This is a genomic window from Staphylococcus warneri (genome assembly GCF_900636385.1).
In the GTDB taxonomy this organism is placed as follows: domain Bacteria; phylum Bacillota; class Bacilli; order Staphylococcales; family Staphylococcaceae; genus Staphylococcus; species Staphylococcus warneri.
The window spans coordinates 781470-799988 of record NZ_LR134269.1; the positions used below are offsets into that span (position 1 = coordinate 781470).

General features: G+C 33.1%; 22 protein-coding genes, 1 pseudogene and 1 riboswitch. Of the genes and pseudogenes, 20 read left to right on the forward strand and 3 right to left on the reverse strand.

Going from position 1 to position 18519, the window contains the following annotated elements; translation table 11 throughout:
* Window positions 1–82 precede the first annotated feature (82 nt).
* From EL082_RS03760 to EL082_RS03820, 13 genes and pseudogenes are all read left to right on the forward strand, one after another.
* Window positions 83–433, forward strand: a complete 351-nt coding sequence (locus tag EL082_RS03760) for an ATP synthase subunit I (protein ID WP_002466745.1) — start codon at window positions 83–85, stop codon at window positions 431–433.
* A gap of 25 nt (window positions 434–458) precedes the next feature.
* A complete protein-coding gene (gene atpB, locus EL082_RS03765; RefSeq protein WP_002466772.1) occupies window positions 459–1187 on the forward strand; it encodes a F0F1 ATP synthase subunit A in 729 nt (242 codons plus the stop codon).
* Window positions 1188–1227: 40 nt separating this feature from the next.
* The gene (gene atpE, locus EL082_RS03770; RefSeq protein ID WP_001048816.1) at window positions 1228–1440 is read left to right on the forward strand and encodes a F0F1 ATP synthase subunit C; all 213 of its coding nucleotides are present in this window, start codon (window positions 1228–1230) and stop codon (window positions 1438–1440) included.
* 95 nt (window positions 1441–1535) lie between these two features.
* Complete coding sequence (locus tag EL082_RS03775) at window positions 1536–2057, forward strand: F0F1 ATP synthase subunit B (RefSeq protein WP_002451657.1); 522 nt, start codon at window positions 1536–1538, stop codon at window positions 2055–2057.
* Window positions 2057–2596, forward strand: coding sequence for a F0F1 ATP synthase subunit delta (locus EL082_RS03780; RefSeq protein ID WP_103286368.1), 540 nt, complete (start codon window positions 2057–2059; stop codon window positions 2594–2596). Before EL082_RS03775 ends, EL082_RS03780 begins: the two co-directional genes overlap by 1 nt.
* 22 nt (window positions 2597–2618) lie before the next feature.
* Complete coding sequence (gene atpA / locus EL082_RS03785; RefSeq protein WP_002466761.1) at window positions 2619–4127, forward strand: F0F1 ATP synthase subunit alpha; 1509 nt, start codon at window positions 2619–2621, stop codon at window positions 4125–4127.
* Window positions 4128–4157: 30 nt separating this feature from the next.
* Entirely contained in the window at window positions 4158–5024 is an 867-nt protein-coding gene (gene atpG, locus EL082_RS03790; protein ID WP_002466776.1) for an ATP synthase F1 subunit gamma, read from the forward strand.
* Window positions 5025–5045: 21 nt separating this feature from the next.
* Window positions 5046–6458: a F0F1 ATP synthase subunit beta gene (gene atpD, locus EL082_RS03795; RefSeq protein ID WP_049414643.1), complete on the forward strand. Its 1413-nt coding sequence runs from the start codon at window positions 5046–5048 to the stop codon at window positions 6456–6458.
* A gap of 19 nt (window positions 6459–6477) precedes the next feature.
* Complete coding sequence (locus EL082_RS03800) at window positions 6478–6882, forward strand: F0F1 ATP synthase subunit epsilon (RefSeq protein WP_002451652.1); 405 nt, start codon at window positions 6478–6480, stop codon at window positions 6880–6882.
* 151 nt (window positions 6883–7033) lie between these two features.
* The gene (locus EL082_RS03805) at window positions 7034–7267 is read left to right on the forward strand and encodes a DUF1146 family protein (protein WP_015364825.1); all 234 of its coding nucleotides are present in this window, start codon (window positions 7034–7036) and stop codon (window positions 7265–7267) included.
* A 111-nt stretch (window positions 7268–7378) separates the two neighbouring features.
* The gene (murA, locus tag EL082_RS03810) at window positions 7379–8644 is read left to right on the forward strand and encodes a UDP-N-acetylglucosamine 1-carboxyvinyltransferase (RefSeq protein WP_002466773.1); all 1266 of its coding nucleotides are present in this window, start codon (window positions 7379–7381) and stop codon (window positions 8642–8644) included.
* A 43-nt stretch (window positions 8645–8687) separates the two neighbouring features.
* Entirely contained in the window at window positions 8688–9128 is a 441-nt protein-coding gene (gene fabZ / locus EL082_RS03815) for a 3-hydroxyacyl-ACP dehydratase FabZ (protein WP_002451649.1), read from the forward strand.
* A gap of 282 nt (window positions 9129–9410) precedes the next feature.
* Window positions 9411–9729: pseudogene (locus EL082_RS03820) on the forward strand (transposase); the annotation flags it as partial.
* An 8-nt stretch (window positions 9730–9737) separates the two neighbouring features.
* Here EL082_RS03820 and EL082_RS03825 read toward each other — a convergent pair.
* Complete coding sequence (locus tag EL082_RS03825; RefSeq protein ID WP_002466783.1) at window positions 9738–10178, reverse strand: YwpF-like family protein; 441 nt, start codon at window positions 10176–10178, stop codon at window positions 9738–9740.
* 187 nt (window positions 10179–10365) lie between these two features.
* Between EL082_RS03825 and EL082_RS03830 the strand changes: the two genes are divergently transcribed.
* The 7 genes from EL082_RS03830 (at window position 10366) to yidC (ending at window position 16117) form a co-directional block, all read left to right on the forward strand.
* Complete coding sequence (locus tag EL082_RS03830) at window positions 10366–10749, forward strand: single-stranded DNA-binding protein (protein WP_002466750.1); 384 nt, start codon at window positions 10366–10368, stop codon at window positions 10747–10749.
* 408 nt (window positions 10750–11157) lie between these two features.
* Entirely contained in the window at window positions 11158–11889 is a 732-nt protein-coding gene (locus EL082_RS03835; protein WP_015364826.1) for a transglycosylase family protein, read from the forward strand.
* 161 nt (window positions 11890–12050) lie between these two features.
* Window positions 12051–12152, forward strand: a riboswitch (TPP riboswitch).
* A gap of 77 nt (window positions 12153–12229) precedes the next feature.
* A complete protein-coding gene (gene tenA / locus EL082_RS03840; RefSeq protein ID WP_002466756.1) occupies window positions 12230–12919 on the forward strand; it encodes a thiaminase II in 690 nt (229 codons plus the stop codon).
* Entirely contained in the window at window positions 12912–13733 is an 822-nt protein-coding gene (gene thiD, locus EL082_RS03845; RefSeq protein ID WP_002466789.1) for a bifunctional hydroxymethylpyrimidine kinase/phosphomethylpyrimidine kinase, read from the forward strand. Before tenA ends, thiD begins: the two co-directional genes overlap by 8 nt.
* Window positions 13726–14517, forward strand: coding sequence for a hydroxyethylthiazole kinase (gene thiM, locus EL082_RS03850; protein WP_049414640.1), 792 nt, complete (start codon window positions 13726–13728; stop codon window positions 14515–14517). Before thiD ends, thiM begins: the two co-directional genes overlap by 8 nt.
* Window positions 14518–15159, forward strand: a complete 642-nt coding sequence (gene thiE / locus EL082_RS03855; protein WP_015364827.1) for a thiamine phosphate synthase — start codon at window positions 14518–14520, stop codon at window positions 15157–15159. It begins immediately after the preceding gene.
* Window positions 15160–15247: 88 nt separating this feature from the next.
* Window positions 15248–16117: a membrane protein insertase YidC gene (gene yidC, locus EL082_RS03860; protein ID WP_002466746.1), complete on the forward strand. Its 870-nt coding sequence runs from the start codon at window positions 15248–15250 to the stop codon at window positions 16115–16117.
* Between the two features lie 37 nt (window positions 16118–16154).
* Here yidC and EL082_RS03865 read toward each other — a convergent pair whose 3' ends face one another.
* Both EL082_RS03865 and cls read right to left on the reverse strand, forming a co-directional pair.
* Window positions 16155–16799 (reverse strand): HD domain-containing protein, encoded by a 645-nt coding sequence (locus EL082_RS03865; RefSeq protein ID WP_002466781.1) that lies wholly within the window; start codon window positions 16797–16799, stop codon window positions 16155–16157.
* 127 nt (window positions 16800–16926) lie between these two features.
* Window positions 16927–18411: a cardiolipin synthase gene (gene cls / locus EL082_RS03870; RefSeq protein ID WP_002466786.1), complete on the reverse strand. Its 1485-nt coding sequence runs from the start codon at window positions 18409–18411 to the stop codon at window positions 16927–16929.
* Window positions 18412–18519 lie beyond the last annotated feature (108 nt).

Consider the following 18519-nt stretch of genomic DNA (forward strand, 5'->3'; position numbering starts at 1 on the left):
CCGTTGTGGCCACTATATTATCATTTAGATTGTATGAGTGGAACGGTTTACATGATTGTATAAGACACTCGGAGGCAAACAAATGGGTCGTTTCTACATCATTTTCAAACAATATATACAATATTATCTTTATTTATTGATATTATTAGGTATATTGTATCTCTTTTCACCCCATCCATTTTTACTTGGATTGATTATTGGTACATGTGGATCTTTAATTAATACATACATCTTTGAGAGTTATTTATTCCACGCACAGAAAGCAGATTCTAATCATATATCTACAGGCAACATGTGGAGATATTTAGTTGCTATAGTTGTGTGTTCAATTTGGTTTTTCTTTAAAGATTACATCAATATCATTGGGGTGTTAATAGGGCTAATGATTTCTTATATTGTAATCATATGTCGCCCTCTACTTAATAGGGAGTAAAATTCAATACGAAAGAGGTGAGAATATGGATCATAAACATCCGATAGTAAGTTGGGATGTTTTCGGCTTTGACCTTGTTTTTAACATGGCAAGTGTAATGATGGTGCTAATTACTGCAGTTATCGTTTTTCTATTAGCTATTATTTGCACACGTAATCTGAAGAAACGACCAACTGGCAAACAAAACTTCATTGAATGGATTTTTGACTTTGTTAGAGGAATCATTGAAGGTAATATGGCATGGAAAAAAGGTGGACATTTTCACTTCTTAGCAGTGACTTTAATTTTATACATCTTTATTGCAAATATGCTAGGTTTACCATTCTCAATTGTAACTAAAGACCACTATTTATGGTGGAAATCACCAACAGCTGATGCAACAGTTACATTGACATTGTCTACTACAGTAATTCTTTTAACACATTTTTATGGAATTAAAATGCGTGGTACGAAGAATTATTTTAAAGGATACGTTCAACCTTTTTGGCCACTTGCAATTATAAACGTCTTTGAAGAATTCACTTCAACCTTAACACTTGGACTACGTTTATATGGTAATATCTTTGCAGGTGAGTTACTACTTAGCCTATTAGCTGGACTTGTAACAAATCAACCAGCTTGGGGTTGGATTATTGGTATTCCAGGTTTAATTGTTTGGCAAGGATTCTCAATCTTTGTAGGTTCAATCCAAGCATATATCTTCATTATGCTTTCAATGGTTTACATGTCACATAAAGTGGCAGATGGACACTAAATTTTAAAAATTATATACAATCTTAGGAGGAAAATTTATTATGAATTTAATCGCAGCGGCAATCGCAATTGGTTTATCAGCATTAGGTGCAGGTATCGGTAACGGTCTTATCGTATCTAGAACAGTAGAAGGTGTAGCACGTCAACCAGAAGCTCGTGGTCAATTAATGGGTATTATGTTCATTGGTGTTGGTTTAGTTGAGGCTTTACCTATCATCGGTGTTGTAATTGCATTCATGACATTTGCTGGATAAGACATTTATTTAAGGCGAAGTCTATTAGACTCTCGCCGTTCGTTTTATTTTTTATAGCTTAATGATTATTTTGACGAAAGGAGTGTCATGATCCCGTGACTGCAACAGCTAATATGTTCGTTATTGGTGCAGCTTCAGGCGTTGAGTGGGGTACTGTAATTGTACAAATCGTTACTTTTATTATCCTATTAGCGTTATTGAAAAAGTTTGCTTGGGGTCCATTAAAAGAAGTAATGGACAAACGTGAACGTGATATTAACAAAGATATCGACGATGCTGAACAAGCTAAATTAAATGCACAAAAACTTGAAGAAGAAAATAAACAGACACTTAAAGAAACTCAAGATGAAGTTCAAAGAATTCTAGAAGATGCGAAAGTTCAAGCTCGAAAACAACATGAAGAAATCATTCATGAAGCTAATGTAAGAGCTAACGGCATGATTGAAACAGCTCAAAGTGAAATTAATAGTCAAAAAGAACGTGCAATTGCAGATATTAATAATCAAGTATCAGAACTATCTGTACTTATTGCTTCTAAAGTTCTTAGAAAAGAAATTTCAGAGCAAGATCAAAAAGAATTAGTTGAAAAGTATCTAAAAGAGGCAGGCGATAAATAATGGCAAAAGTCGCTGATAAATACGCAAAGGCATTATTCGATGTTTCTGCAGATACAAATCAATTAGATAATATTTATGAGGAATTGGAAGTAATTAGTCATCCCTCATTCGATTATATTAAAGACTTAAAAGCTATTGATAGTAATCCAAAATTAACATTACAAAAACGTCAAAGTTTTGTAGAAAATGTTTATGGTGGCGCTAATCAATATATCGTTAATATGTTAAAAGTATTGGCTGAAAATCGTCATATTTCATACATTGAAGATGTATTTAAAGCTTTTCAATCTCAGTATAATCAACACAATAATCAAGATTTCGCATTAATAGAATCAACTTATGATTTAAACGATGATGAAATTTCTAAAATCGTTGAACTAGTTAAAGAACAAACAAACTTATCTAAAGTAATTGTAAATACTAAAATTAATCAAGACTTAATTGGTGGTTTTAGAGTTAAGGTCGGCACGACTGTTATGGATTGCAGTGTCAAAAATGATCTTGTTCAATTACAACGTAAATTTAAAAGAGCTAACTAATTAATAAAGAGGAGTGACATAGATGGCCATAAAAGCTGAAGAAATCAGTGCATTACTTCGCTCACAAATTGAGAATTATGAGTCAGAAATGTCCGTTACAGATGTTGGTACAGTATTACAAATTGGTGATGGTATCGCATTAATTCACGGACTAAATGACGTTATGGCTGGTGAGCTAGTAGAATTCCAAAACGGCGTGCTTGGTTTAGCACAAAACCTTGAAGAATCTAATGTTGGTGTAGTTATCTTAGGACCATACACTGATATTAGTGAAGGGGACGAAGTTAAACGTACAGGACGTATTATGGAAGTACCAGTAGGTGAAGAACTTATTGGTCGTGTAGTAAATCCATTAGGTCAACCAATTGATGGACAAGGTCCTATCAATGCTACTAAAACTAGACCAGTGGAAAAGAAAGCAACTGGTGTTATGGATCGTAAATCAGTTGATGAACCTTTACAAACTGGTATCAAAGCAATTGACGCGTTAGTACCTATTGGTCGTGGTCAACGTGAGTTAATCATCGGTGACCGTCAAACTGGTAAAACAACTATCGCAATTGATACAATTTTAAACCAAAAAACAGAAGATACAATTTGTATCTATGTTGCGATTGGACAAAAGGACTCAACAGTAAGAGCGAACGTTGAAAAATTAAGACAAGCTGGCGCTTTAGATTACACAATCGTTGTTTCAGCATCTGCAGCTGAACCAGCTCCATTACTATACATTGCACCATACGCTGGTGTAACTATGGGTGAAGAGTTCATGTTTAATGGTAAGCACGTTTTAATCGTGTATGATGACTTAACTAAACAAGCATCAGCTTACCGTGAACTATCATTATTATTACGTAGACCTCCAGGTCGTGAAGCATATCCAGGTGATGTTTTCTATCTACATAGTAGATTACTTGAAAGAGCAGCTAAATTGAATGATGACTTAGGTGGCGGCTCAATTACTGCGTTACCTATTATTGAAACTCAAGCTGGAGACATTTCAGCTTACGTTCCAACAAACGTTATCTCAATTACTGATGGTCAAATTTTCTTACAATCTGATTTATTCTTCTCAGGTGTAAGACCTGCAATTAACGCTGGACAATCCGTATCACGTGTTGGTGGTTCAGCACAAATTAAAGCTATGAAGAAAGTTGCAGGTACTTTAAGATTAGACCTTGCTTCTTATAGAGAATTAGAATCATTTGCTCAATTTGGTTCTGATCTAGATGAATTCACAGCTAGAAAATTAGAGCGTGGTAAACGTACAGTTGAAATCTTGAAACAAGATCAAAACAAACCACTTCCTGTTGAAAATCAAGTATTAATTATCTTTGCATTAACTAAAGGATATCTAGATGATATCCCAGTTGAAGATATTACTCGTTTTGAAGACGAACTAAACCACTGGGCAGCTTCAAATGCAACTGATTTATTATCAGAAATCAGAGAAACTGGTGGCTTACCAGATGCTGATAAATTTGATACTGCAATTACGGAATTCAAAAAAAGCTTTAGTAAATCTGAATAATAAAGAATAGTAATTAAAGGTGGTGAGATAGTGGGTTCTTTAAAAGAAATAGATACACGTATAAAATCAACCAAAAAGATGAAGCAAATTACTAAGGCGATGAACATGGTATCAAGCTCTAAATTACGAAGAGCGGAGAAAAATACTAAACAATTCAAGCCTTATATGGATAAAATGCAAGATGCTATTACAGCTGTAGCTGGATCAAACAAAAATTCTAGCCATCCTATGCTTAAAGAAAGAGATGTAAAACGTAGTGGTTATCTTGTTATCACAAGTGACAAAGGTTTAGCTGGTGCGTACAGTGCTAATGTACTTAAAAGATTAGTAACTGACATCAAACAAAAGCATAATGATAGTAGTGAATATAGTATTGTGGTATTAGGTCAACAAGGTGTTGATTTCCTAAAAACACGTGGTTATGAAATCGAAAGTTCACTAGTTGATTTACCAGACCAACCTTCATTTAAATCTATTCAAGCTCTTGCAAAACATGCAATTGATTTATACAGTGAAGAAAATATTGATGAGTTAAATATTTATTACAGTCATTATGTAAGTGTGTTAGAAAATAAACCTACTACTAAAAAGGTTCTTCCATTATCTCAAGAAGATTCAAGTCAAGGTCATGGTCATATGTCTACATATGAATTTGAACCTGATAAAGAATCTATCTTAAGTGTTATCTTACCGCAATATGTAGAAAGCTTAATATACGGTACGATTTTAGACGCTAAAGCAAGTGAACATGCATCACGTATGACAGCAATGAAAAATGCGTCTGATAATGCTACAGAACTTATTGATGACTTATCATTAGAATACAATAGAGCTAGACAAGCAGCTATCACGCAACAAATCACTGAAATTGTTGGTGGTTCAGCAGCACTTGAATAAAATTAAAAGGAGGAAAAAAGCATGAGAATTGGCCGTGTAACTCAAGTTATGGGTCCTGTTATTGATGTTCGCTTTGAACATAACGAAGTCCCTGATATTAATAATGCCCTTATTATTGAAGTTCCAAAAGAAGATGGAACGTTAAACTTAACATTAGAAGTTGCACTACAATTAGGTGATGATGTTGTACGTACAATTGCAATGGATTCAACTGATGGTGTTCAAAGAGGCATGGATGTTAAAGACACAGGTAAAGATATTAGTGTACCTGTAGGCGATGAAACGCTTGGAAGAGTGTTTAATGTACTAGGTGAAACAATTGACTTGGAAGAGAAAATTGATGATTCCGTACGTCGTGATCCAATCCATAGACAATCACCAGGTTTCGATGAATTATCTACTGAAGTAGAAATCTTAGAAACAGGTATTAAAGTAGTAGACTTATTAGCACCTTACATTAAAGGTGGTAAAGTTGGACTATTCGGTGGTGCCGGAGTAGGTAAAACCGTTTTAATCCAAGAATTAATTAACAATATTGCACAAGAACATGGTGGTATTTCAGTATTCGCGGGTGTAGGTGAACGTACTCGTGAAGGTAATGATTTATACTATGAAATGAGTGATAGTGGTGTAATTAAGAAAACAGCGATGGTATTTGGACAAATGAATGAACCACCTGGCGCACGTATGCGTGTAGCTTTATCTGGTTTAACTATGGCTGAATACTTCCGTGATGAACAAGGACAAGACGTACTTTTATTCATCGATAATATTTTCAGATTTACACAAGCTGGTTCTGAAGTTTCTGCATTACTTGGTCGTATGCCTTCAGCCGTTGGTTACCAACCAACATTAGCAACTGAAATGGGTCAATTACAAGAACGAATTACATCTACAAATAAAGGTTCTGTAACATCTATTCAAGCAGTTTTCGTACCTGCCGATGACTACACTGACCCAGCGCCAGCAACTGCCTTCGCTCACTTAGACTCAACTACAAACTTAGAGCGTAAGTTAACTGAAATGGGTATTTATCCAGCTGTTGATCCATTAGCATCAACTTCTAGAGCTTTAGAACCATCAATTGTTGGTCAAGAACATTATGAAGTAGCTCGTGGAGTTCAATCTACATTACAAAAATATAGAGAATTACAAGATATCATTGCAATTCTTGGTATGGATGAATTATCTGAAGAAGATAGACAAACTGTAGAACGTGCACGTAGAATTCAATTCTTCTTATCACAAAACTTCCACGTGGCTGAACAGTTCACTGGTCAAAAAGGATCTTATGTTCCTGTTAAAACAACTGTAGCGGACTTTAAAGATATCTTAGAAGGTAAATATGATCATATTCCGGAAGATGCATTCCGCTTAGTAGGTAGCATGCAAGATGTAATTGCGAAAGCTAAAGACATGGGTGTTGAAGTCTAATAATTAGGAGGTATGGATAATGAATACATTAAGCCTAAATATTGTCACTCCTAATGGTTCTGTCTATGAACGAGATGATGTAGAACTAGCTGTTTTACAAACTACAGCTGGCGAAATGGGTGTGATGAATGGACACATTCCAACCGTTTCTGCATTAAAGACTGGCTATGTCAAAGTAAATTTTCATAATGGAAATGAATATATAGCAGTTAGTGATGGGTTTGTAGAAGTTAGACAACATCAACTATCAATTATTGTCCAAACAGCTGAAACTGCTACTGAAATTGATGTTGAAAGAGCTAAATTAGCTAAATCAAGAGCAGAATCGCATTTAGATAATGATGATGATAATAGTGACATTAATAGAGCCAAAAGAGCGTTAGAACGAGCAAATAACCGTTTACGTGTGGCTGAACTTAAATAAATGATAAAAGGCTTGGAAATAAACCAGATATGGTGTTTCCAAGCCTTTTAATATACATATAAATCTTCCTTTGTTTACAGTTAATTGTAGTATCATTATTAACTTTTTTCATGTACAATGTTATACAGTAATCAATTCTAAGGAGTTAACTATGGATTATCTTGGACAGTTTGCAATTATACATTTGATATTACATGTGATATGTATTTGCATAGCTTATTGGGCATTGAATTCAATTCGCCTCGATCAATTTTTTAAAAAAGGTTATGCTACACAAGTTCAAATTTGTATGATATTTATAGCTATAATGTTGGGAACGAGTGTGAGTAATTTCATAATTGACTTATTACAGTTTTCCACTCAATTAAAATATATAATGAAATAGTGCGTTTTTAGTTTTTTCATATTGAAAAACGGATATAATATAATAATGAATAATAAATTTTATATAGTAGGGAAATGTAAATAACTAGGAGATTTAAGTGGAGGATTTAAGATGGATAAAATAGTAATTAATGGTGGTAACCAATTAAAAGGAGAAGTCAAAGTAGAAGGTGCTAAAAATGCAGTTTTACCTGTGTTAACAGCTTCACTCTTAGCTTCTAAAGGTACAAGCAAATTAGTTAATGTACCTGCATTAAGTGACGTAGAAACAATTAATAATGTATTATCAACATTAAATGCAGATGTTACATATAAAAAAGATGAAAATGCAGTGGTAGTAGATGCTACTAAAACATTAAATGAAGAGGCCCCATATGAATATGTAAGTAAAATGCGTGCAAGTATTTTAGTTATGGGACCTTTATTAGCACGTTTAGGACATGCGATAGTTGCATTACCAGGTGGTTGTGCGATTGGAAGTCGTCCTATTGAACAACATATCAAAGGTTTTGAGGCATTAGGAGCTGAAATACATTTAGAAAATGGAAATATTTATGCAAATGCAAAAGATGGTTTAAAAGGTGCTTCAATACATTTAGACTTCCCAAGCGTTGGCGGGACTCAAAACTTAATTATGGCTGCATCATTAGCATCAGGAAAAACAGTATTAGAAAATGCTGCTAAAGAACCTGAAATTGTTGATTTAGCTAATTATATAAATGAAATGGGCGGAAAAATTACAGGTGCTGGTACAGACACTATTACAATCCATGGTGTTGAATATTTAACAGGTGTAGAGCATTCAATTATTCCAGATAGAATTGAAGCAGGTACTTTACTTATTGCAGGTGCGATAACACGTGGAGATATATTTGTTCGTGGTGCAATCAAAGAGCATATGTCTAGCTTAGTTTATAAACTTGAAGAAATGGGCGTTAAATTAGATTATCAAGAAGATGGCATTCGTGTATCTGCTGAAGGAGATTTAAAACCTGTAGATGTAAAAACATTACCACACCCTGGGTTCCCTACAGATATGCAATCTCAAATGATGGCATTATTATTAACAGCCAATGGTCATAAAGTTATTACAGAAACAGTCTTTGAAAATAGATTTATGCATGTTGCAGAATTCCGTAGAATGAATGCAAATATTGATGTTGAAGGTAGAAGCGCTAAGATTGAAGGTAAGAGTGATTTACAAGGTGCACAAGTAAAAGCAACTGATTTAAGAGCAGCAGCAGCACTTATTTTAGCTGGTTTAGTTGCTGAAGGTACAACTCAAGTTACTGAATTAAAACATTTAGATAGAGGTTATGTAGATTTACATGGCAAATTAAAATCATTAGGCGCTAATATCGAACGTATTAATGATTAATTTGAAGCATTAACTTTTGGTCAAACATGGAGGGTTAAACATCATGGAAACAATTTTCGATTATAATCAAATCAAACAAATCATACCACACAGACAACCATTTTTACTGATAGATAGAGTTGTAGAATACGAAGAAGGTAAGCGTTGTGTGGGATTAAAACAAGTTTCAGGTAACGAACCATTCTTCCAAGGGCATTTTCCAGATTATGCTGTAATGCCTGGTGTATTAATTACAGAAGCGTTGGCGCAAACGGGTGCAGTAGCTATGTTAAATAGTGAAGAAAATAAAGGTAAAATTGCGCTTTTTGCAGGTATAGATAAGTGTCGTTTTAAAAGACAGGTAACACCTGGTGATACACTTATGCTAGAAGTAGAAATTACAAAAATAAAAGGACCTATTGGAAAAGGTACTGCTAAAGCTACAGTAGATGGTCAACTAGCATGTAGTTGTGAATTAACTTTTGCAATTCAAGATGCTAAGTAAAACAAAGAGCCTGGGACATAAATCACAAAAATAATAGCACAAAGATGATTTGAAATTGAAAATCATCTTTGTGCTTCTTTTTATATTCAATACTTCGTATTGTATGACTTCGCTTTCCTAGGGTGCCGTCTCAGCCTCGGTCTTCGACTGGCACTGCTCCCTCAGGAGTCTCGTCAACAATACTACGTATTAACATGTTATTTTACATTAAAATACTTTAAAAAATAAGGCCCTTTCGTATAATTTAATAAATATCAATAAACTAAATCAACGAGGTGCCTTATGTATAAAGTTTATAACATGTCTCAACTTACACAACCAATGGAAACTTCAATTCTTATTCCTACAAATGATTGCTCGATATGTGAATGAAATTGTTGAAACAATCCCAGATAATGAATTCGATGAATTCAATCACCATCGAGGTGCTACATCATATCATCCAAAAATGATGTTAAAAATTCTTCTATATGCTTATACGCAACCTGTTTTCTCTGGTCGTAAAATAGAGAAACTTCTTAATGATAGCATTAGAATGATGTGGTTATCACAAAATCAAACACCTTTTTATAAAACCATTAACCGTTTTAGAGTCAACCCCTTTTGAATTTATCTTTCGAATTTTTCATCTTTAAGTTTAGGTTTAGATTGCATCATACGATTGAATGTTTTCTTTAATTCTTCACCAGTTAGTCCATCATTAACTAATTCTTCTAATAAACTTTCTGCATAGACTTGTCTAAGAGTATAAATATGGCATTCGAATACTATAGACATTGTTTTTTCAAACTGAGTTACACTTTTTACAGTGGCATCAAATAATGCAGGATCGTTGGCAGGTCTTGTTATGACAACACGTATATCTAACAATTGTTCATTGTCTTTATACTCCTTAAATGTGTGATAGTGTTCATTAGAAATGACAATTTCTAAAAGCCATCCTGTACCACTACCTTCTTTATTGATAATCACGCCGTCTTCTAGTTCATATTCAGTTACACCGCCATTCTCGCTTACAATTTGAAAACGTACAGCTTTAAATGTCTTCATTAAGTCCACATCCCATTTATTTATATATTTACAAAAAGTGATTTATTTTTAATCAACCGATTTAAATATTGATTATTTTCTTTAAATATATCAAAAATGAAGGGGAAATAGCTATATATTTCGAAAAATTAGCATTTTGACGGTATTAATAGATGTGATTATTATATTACTTAAGAGGAGGTGACACATGTTAAATAAAATAGTTTTAGTTGGCAGACTTACAAAGGATGCCCAAATTTTTGAAAAGGAGGAAGGTAGTAAAGTAGCAACATTTTGCGTTGCTACGGAAAGAAATTATAAAGATCAGAACAATGAAATCGCATGCGATTACCTATATTGTAAAGCTTTTGGTAAAACAGCTACGAATATCGAAATGTATACATCACAGGGTTCTTTAGTGGGTATTACAGGTCAAATGCGATCTCGTAAGTATGAAAAAGATAATCAGACACATTTTGTAACTGAAGTATATGTAGAAACAATTAAATTTATGTCCTCTAAGACAAAAGAATCCAATATCCTCTCTAACGAATTTAATGAAGCACAAAATGAATGCTTTCATATAGGTTAGATAGCCATTAATTATTCAACAACTCCCAATTATTTATACTTTTATCCTATCTTAATATAAATTATCATCTTTCAATTATACTCAAGCGACCTTTTTAAAATTTAATAAAATAAAAAGGTCGTTTTTGTACCATATATTACTTAAAAATAGGCACTTTTACGTCAGAATTATCTGATAGATTTCATTTGTATTACATACATATCACAAGTATATAACCTTTATAAACTGTCATGGCAGTTTTCAAAAGACTTATAATTTAAATTTACACCAATTTACGATGTAATTAGGACGTAAAAAAAAGGCTTCCTTTTTTATTTGGCTGTAACCTGCAGTGTATTTATAGATGTTAAAGTTGTATTTGTAAATTAGTTAAAGAAAACAAATCACTTTTAGGAGGATTTTTTAATAATGAAAAAGACAATTATCGCATCATCATTAGCAGTAGGATTAGGCGTTGTAGCAGGTAACGCTGGACACGACGCACACGCAAGTGAAGCAAATATCAATGAAGCTGAATTAGCTCAAAAAGCACAATCAAATGATCAATCATTAAACGAAAGCCCTATCCAAGAAGGCGCTTATAACTATACATTCGATTATAATGGTTTCACTTATCATTTTGAATCAGATGGTTCAAACTTCTCATGGGATTTCCACCAATCTGGTCAATCAAGTGAAGCTTCAAATACTCAAGCTCAACCACAACAAGATGTAAGTGAACAAGCTTCAGCATCAACTAACCAAACTTCAGCAGAAGAAGTTAGCAACCAACAACAATCAAACTCTGCTCAACCTGAGCAAGTTTCTGCTCCACAAACAGAGCAAACTCAACAACCACAACAAGAAGCTACTACTTCAAACAATGAATCAAGCTCAAATGAAGCTTCAAGTGGTTCATCAGTAAATGTTAATGATCACTTAAAACAAATCGCACAACGTGAATCAGGTGGCGACATCCACGCTACAAACCCATCAACAGGTGCTTCAGGTAAGTATCAATTCTTACAATCTACATGGGATTCAGTAGCTCCATCTGAGTACAAAGGTCAACCAGCTTCTAGCGCTCCTGAACATGTTCAAGACGCTGCAGCACAAAAATTATATGATACAGCTGGCCCAAGCCAATGGGTTACTGCATAATATAGATTTCACTAAACATCCTATCTTTAGATAGGGTGTTTTTTATTTGTGAAAAGTTAGATTTAGTTATATGTATATCAAAAGATATATTGATATACATTTTTTAATAATTGAATTTATATGTTACATTTGCTATTGTAATAATTGAAAATGATTAAAAAAAGAACTACTAGGGGCGCCTATGAAGGCTGAGATGAATTTAATTCAGACCCTTAAAACCTGATTTGGTTAGTACCAACGGAGGAAAGTAGTGTAACATATTAACGGTATGAGGTCGTGCCTTAATTTTGCTACTTTCCACGTTTGGAAAGTAGTTTTTTTATTTCAAGGAGGCAATTTTATGAGTTTTTCTAAAGATTTAAGAATGGCAGCAGAACCTATTATTGAAGATATCTATAATGATGGTTTCATTCAAGATTTATTACATGGTGAATTATCTAAACAAGCGGTGAGACAATATTTACGTGCAGATGCATCTTATTTAAAAGAATTTGCTAATCTATATGCACTATTAATTCCTAAAGTGCCTAATATGGATGATGTTAAATTTTTAGTTGAACAGATTGAATTTTTATTAGAAGGTGAAGTAGAGGCACATGAAATTTTAGCTTCATTTATCAATGAACCTTATCATGAGATTGTTAAAGAAAAGGTATGGCCACCAAGTGGTGATCATTATATTAAGCATATGTACTATAATGCCTATGCACATGAAAATGCTGCATATACGATTGCAGCAATGGCACCATGTCCATATGTATATGCGGTAATTGGTAAAAGAGCGATAAAGGACAATCAACTTAATAAAGATTCAATTACGTCTAATTGGTTTGAATTTTATAGTACAGAAATGGATGCATTAGTAAATTTATTTGATGAATTAATGGATCGTTTAACAGAGAATTGTACTTCAGAAGAAAAAGAAGAGATTAAGGAGAATTTCTTACAAAGTACTATTCATGAAAGAAACTTTTTCAATATGGCCTACGTAGATGAAAAATGGAATTTTAGAGGTGACAAAGATGAATAAACCTAAAATTGCTTTAACTATTGCAGGTACTGATCCAACTGGCGGTGCTGGTGTAATGGCTGATTTGAAGTCATTCCATTCTTGTGGTGTTTATGGAATGGCAGCTATAACAAGTATTGTTGCTCAGAATACAATGGGGGTAGACCATATTCATAATTTAGAGACATCATGGGTTAAAGAGCAATTGGATAGTGTATTTAATGATGAACTTCCTCATGCAATTAAAACAGGAATGATTGCTACAGAGGAGACGATGCAATTAATCAAAAATTATTTAGAAGATTATCCTACAATTCCATACGTGATTGATCCTGTCATGTTAGCCAAAAGTGGGGATTCGTTGATGGATGATCAAACCAAACAAAAGTTGCAAAGTACATTATTGCCACTAGCTGATGTTGTTACGCCTAATATTCCAGAAGCGGAAGAAATCACTGGAATAAAGATTGATACTGAAGAAAATATTCGAAAAGCAGGAGATATATTTATCAATGAAATTGGAAGCAAGGGTGTAGTCATTAAGGGTGGACATTCTGCTGACTTAAATAATGCTAAAGATTTTTTATTTACAAAAGATGGCGTTTACACATTTGAAGATGAACGATTTGATACTAAACATACACACGGTACAGGTTGTACGTTTTCAGCTGTCATTGCTGCCGAACTAGCTAAAGGTCGTAGTATTTATGAAGCAGTTGAAAAAGCAAAAAAATTTATTTCGTTGAGTATTAAATATACCCCTGAGATTGGTAAAGGTCGTGGCCCAGTCAATCATTTTGCGTATCTTAAGAAAGTAGGTTTAGATGATGAATAATTTAGAAAAGCTAAGAAATGAGAACCCTTTAATTGTATGTTATACAAACGATGTAGTTAAGAATTTTACTGCAAATGGATTATTAAGTATTGGTGCAAGTCCGGCAATGAGTGAAGCACCAGAAGAGGCTAAAGATTTTTATCAAGTTGCGAGTGGATTACTTATTAATATTGGTACACTTACGCATAATAATGAAGCAGATTTAATTAAGATAGGTAAAATTGCAAATCAAATTGGTACACCAATTGTTTTTGATCCTGTCGCAGTAGGAGCTTCACAATACAGAAAAGATTTTTGTAAAAACTTTTTAAATGGAGTTAAAGTTGCAGTGATTAAAGGCAACGCTTCAGAAATCTTGACTCTCATTGATAACAATACAACAATGAAGGGTACTGATGGAGATAGTTCGCTAAATGCAATAGATATTGCTAAGAAGGCTTATCAAAAATATCAAACTGCAATTGTAATCACAGGAAAAGAAGATATTGTTGTTCAAGATGACAAAGTGACTAAACTTTCGAACGGTTCACCAATGTCTGCTAAAATCACAGGTGCTGGTTGCCTATTAGGTGGAATTATTGCTAGTTTCTTATTTAGAAATCAGCATCCTCAACAAGAAACACTTGTCGAAGCAGTAAGTTTTTATAATATAGCTGGAGAAGTTGCTGAAGAAGCAGATCATGCTAAAGGTCCTGGCTCATTTTTGTCTGAATTGCTAGATCAATTGTATTTATTGAATTATCAAACCTATAAAAAATTTGTTAGCAAAGAAGAGGTTGAATAAATGTCATTTAAAGCTTCAGAATTAAAAATTTACTTTATATGTGGCACTCAAGATATACCAGAAAATCAAACTATTCAAGACATCCTTACACAAGCTTTAGAAGCTGGCATAACGATGTTTCAATTTAGAGAAAAAGGCGACAAGGCTTTATCTGGATTGAATAAAGAAAAATTAGCTAAAGAGTTACAAGCGCTATGTAACACATATTCTGTACCATTTATTGTTAATGATGATGTGTCTCTAGCTAAGCGTATTAATGCTGATGGTATTCACGTTGGTCAAGATGATGAAGCGGTTAGAGCCTTTTCAAATGACTTTCAAGATAAGATTATTGGTCTTAGTGTCGGTAATTTGTATGAGTATGAAAAATCGGATCTCACTAATGTTGATTACATCGGAGTTGGACCAATGTTTGAAACGCCATCTAAAAGTGATGCTAATGCACCTGTAGGACCTGATATGATTAAACAATTAAGACAAAAAATGGGTAAATTTCCTATGGTTGCCATTGGCGGTATTACTGAAGATAATGTAGGACTCATTGCTAATGCAGGGGCTGATGGTATTTCAGTGATTTCAGCAATAAGTAGAAGTAACAATATTGACAACACTGTTAATGAATTCAAGAAATATTTCAAGTAATCTTTAATTTTTTCCACTTTTTGTTTTATCCTAGAGTATGAGTATGATAGAATAAATCCTATGTGAATATTACAATAGAGGTGGAAAAATGAAGAAAAAAGCGTTGCTACCTTTGTTTTTAGGTTTAATGGTCTTTTTAGCAGGCTGTGATTATTCAAAACCTGGAGCTCGTAGTGGATTTTTCTATAATACGTTCGTTGATCCAATGAAACACTTATTACAGTGGTTGGGTAACGATGTTTTACACAATGATTATGGTTTAGCTATTATCATTTTAGTATTTGTTATTCGTCTTGTGTTACTTCCATTCATGTTATCTAACTATAAAAATAGTCATATGATGCGTGAAAAAATGAAAGTTGCTAAACCTGAAGTAGATGGTATTCAGGAAAAGGTTAAACGTGCACGCACTCAAGAAGAGAAAATGGCGGCTAACCAAGAATTAATGGAAGTCTATAAAAAATATGATATGAATCCAATGAAGAGCATGCTAGGTTGTTTACCAATGCTAATTCAAATGCCTATTATCATGGGATTATACTTTGTTCTTAAGGACAAGTTAGTCAGTGGCTTATCTGTACACCCTCATTTTTTATGGTTTAATTTAACTAAACCAGATATTTGGATTACAATTATTGCAGGTGTGCTTTACTTTATTCAAGCATATGTTTCAAGTAAAACTATGCCACAAGAACAACGTCAAATGGGTTACATGATGATGATTGTATCACCAATCATGATTATTTGGATTTCATTAAGTTCAGCTTCAGCTTTAGGTTTATATTGGTCAGTCAGTGCAGCATTCTTAGTTGTACAAACACACTTTGCTAATATGTATTATTCTAAACTTGCTAAAAAAGAAGTTGAACCATTACTTGAAAAATTTGATCAAGACGGCAAGTCATCAAATAAAAAAGGTAAAAATACTCAAGTCGTTTCAAAGAAAAATAAAAAATAATTTAAGAACCAGCAAATCACTGATTTGCTGGTTTTTCTTATATATAGTGCCATTCATCTAAGAATTGGGAAACAAAAGTCTTCATAAATTCATGTCGTTGCGTTGCAATATGCTTAGCAGTTTTAGTATGCATTAAATCTTTAAGTTTAAATAATTTTTCATAAAAGTGTTTGATAGCGGAAGGTGGTAATTGTGTTAGAGTATGATCGCTAAAATCATCAGGAACCTTTGCTTCTGTCCACATTGGTTCATTGAAATAACCTGCAAATTGAAATGTTCTAGCAATACCAATAGCTCCAATGGCATCTAAACGATCGGCATCTCTCACAATTTGACCTTCGGTTGATAATTCAATATGGTTGTTAGAACCATTCTTATAACTCATATTCTCAATAATATGTATAACATGATTTTGATCATCTATAGATAATTCAATATTATTTAGAAATTCTATTAAGGTGTCTTTAGCTTGTTGTTCATTTACTAATTTAGGATCAATGGTATCATGTAGAATACTTGATAATTCAATAATAAAAGAATGTTCAAAACCTTCTTTCTTAGCAATATACTTTGCTAATGCATGTACACGTTGAACATGTGCAACATCATGACCACTGTAGTCATTTTTATGGAATTCTTTCATATAATTTAGAGCAATTTGAATGCGTTCTTCATTTTTCATTTCTATTCATCCCTTCAAAACGAAAACCTGAGACAACAATAGGTATTGGTCTCAGGTTTGATATTATTTTAATTACATATATTTTTATTTTACAATCGATTAAATCTTATTTGTTGAATACATAGTATTATAAAATAGGAGATAAGAGTTGTGATATACCTTCTTTAAATTTGATCCATAAACTACGTGATGCATATTTTTCCTTAGTTAATTGATCTGATACTTTCATATCTTCTATGAAGGCTTGTTTTAAAGAACGAGCAATACCTTCATCATATATAAAGGCATTAACCTCAAAATTTAGTGTAAAACTTCTATGGTCCATATTGGCAGTACCAACACTTGCGACTTCATCGTCAATAATTAATGTTTTGGAATGTAAAAATCCATTATTGTATTGATATACATTGACACCTGCTTCTAAAAGAGAAGCGACATTTTTTAATGTTGCCCAATAAACAAATGGATGATCAGGCATATTTGGAGTCATAATATTGACTTCTACACCACCAAGTGCAGCAATTTTGATAGAATCTAAAAATGCTTGATCAGGAATGAAATATGGTGATTGGATATAAATCGACTTTTTAGCAGAAGAAATCATCTTTAAATAGCCATATTTAATTTGCTCCCATTCTTCATCCGGACCACTAGAAGCTATTTGTATTCCAATAGTGCCACCTGAGTCGACATCTGGGAAATAGCGTTCTTCGTAAGTTATATTGTCACGAGTAGATTGAGAATTCCAATCTAGGATAAATCTTAATTGAAGGGCGTTCACTGCATCTCCTTCAACACGTAAGTGCGTATCACGCCAATATCCAAACTTTTTAGATTTACCTAAATATTCGTCACCAACATTAAATCCACCCACGTATCCTATTTTACCGTCTATCACAACAATTTTACGGTGGTTTCGATTATTCATTCGTAAATTAATAAGGGGTAGTTTTGATGGGAAAAAGGCTTCAGCGTGACCACCTTTTTTACGAAATGCTTTCAAATCCTTTTTCCTTAAGTCCCTTGAACCCATGTCATCATATAACATTTTAACTTCAATACCAGCTTCAGCTTTATCTTCTAAAGCCTTCAAAATGGTCTTGCCAAGTTCATCACTGTGAAAGATATAATATTGAATATGTATATAATCTTTAGCATTTTTTATATCTTCTAATAAATCATCAAATTTTTGATGACCGTCAGTATATATCATTAAATCATTATCTGTTGTTAAAAACGCTGCATTATTATATAACAACATTTGGACCATTTCTTTAAATTTAACAATTTGATGATTCCCTTTTGAAAAGTTTTTATCTTTTAAGGCTTCAAGTTGTTCATCAACAATCATTTCAAGGCCTACTTTATCGTCTTTATCCAATGTGAAAATATGATCTCTTTGAATCTGACGGCCAAAAAGTAGATATAATATAAAACCTAATAAAGGTAAAAATACAAGGACTAATAACCATGCCCATATTGAATTAGCACTGCGTCTTTCCATAAAAATAATAGTAAAGGCGAAAGCTAAGTTCAAAATAAAAGCACCAATCAAAATAATATTGATAATTAGATTGGAATGAGCGAAAGTCATTGTGAATATTTCGACCATAAAATACCTCCTTATTATATTATTTGTATTAAAATTTAATTGATTTAACAAAAGTTTTTAACTACATAATTGTACCATGAAGTCATATTTTTATCATTATACTGATTG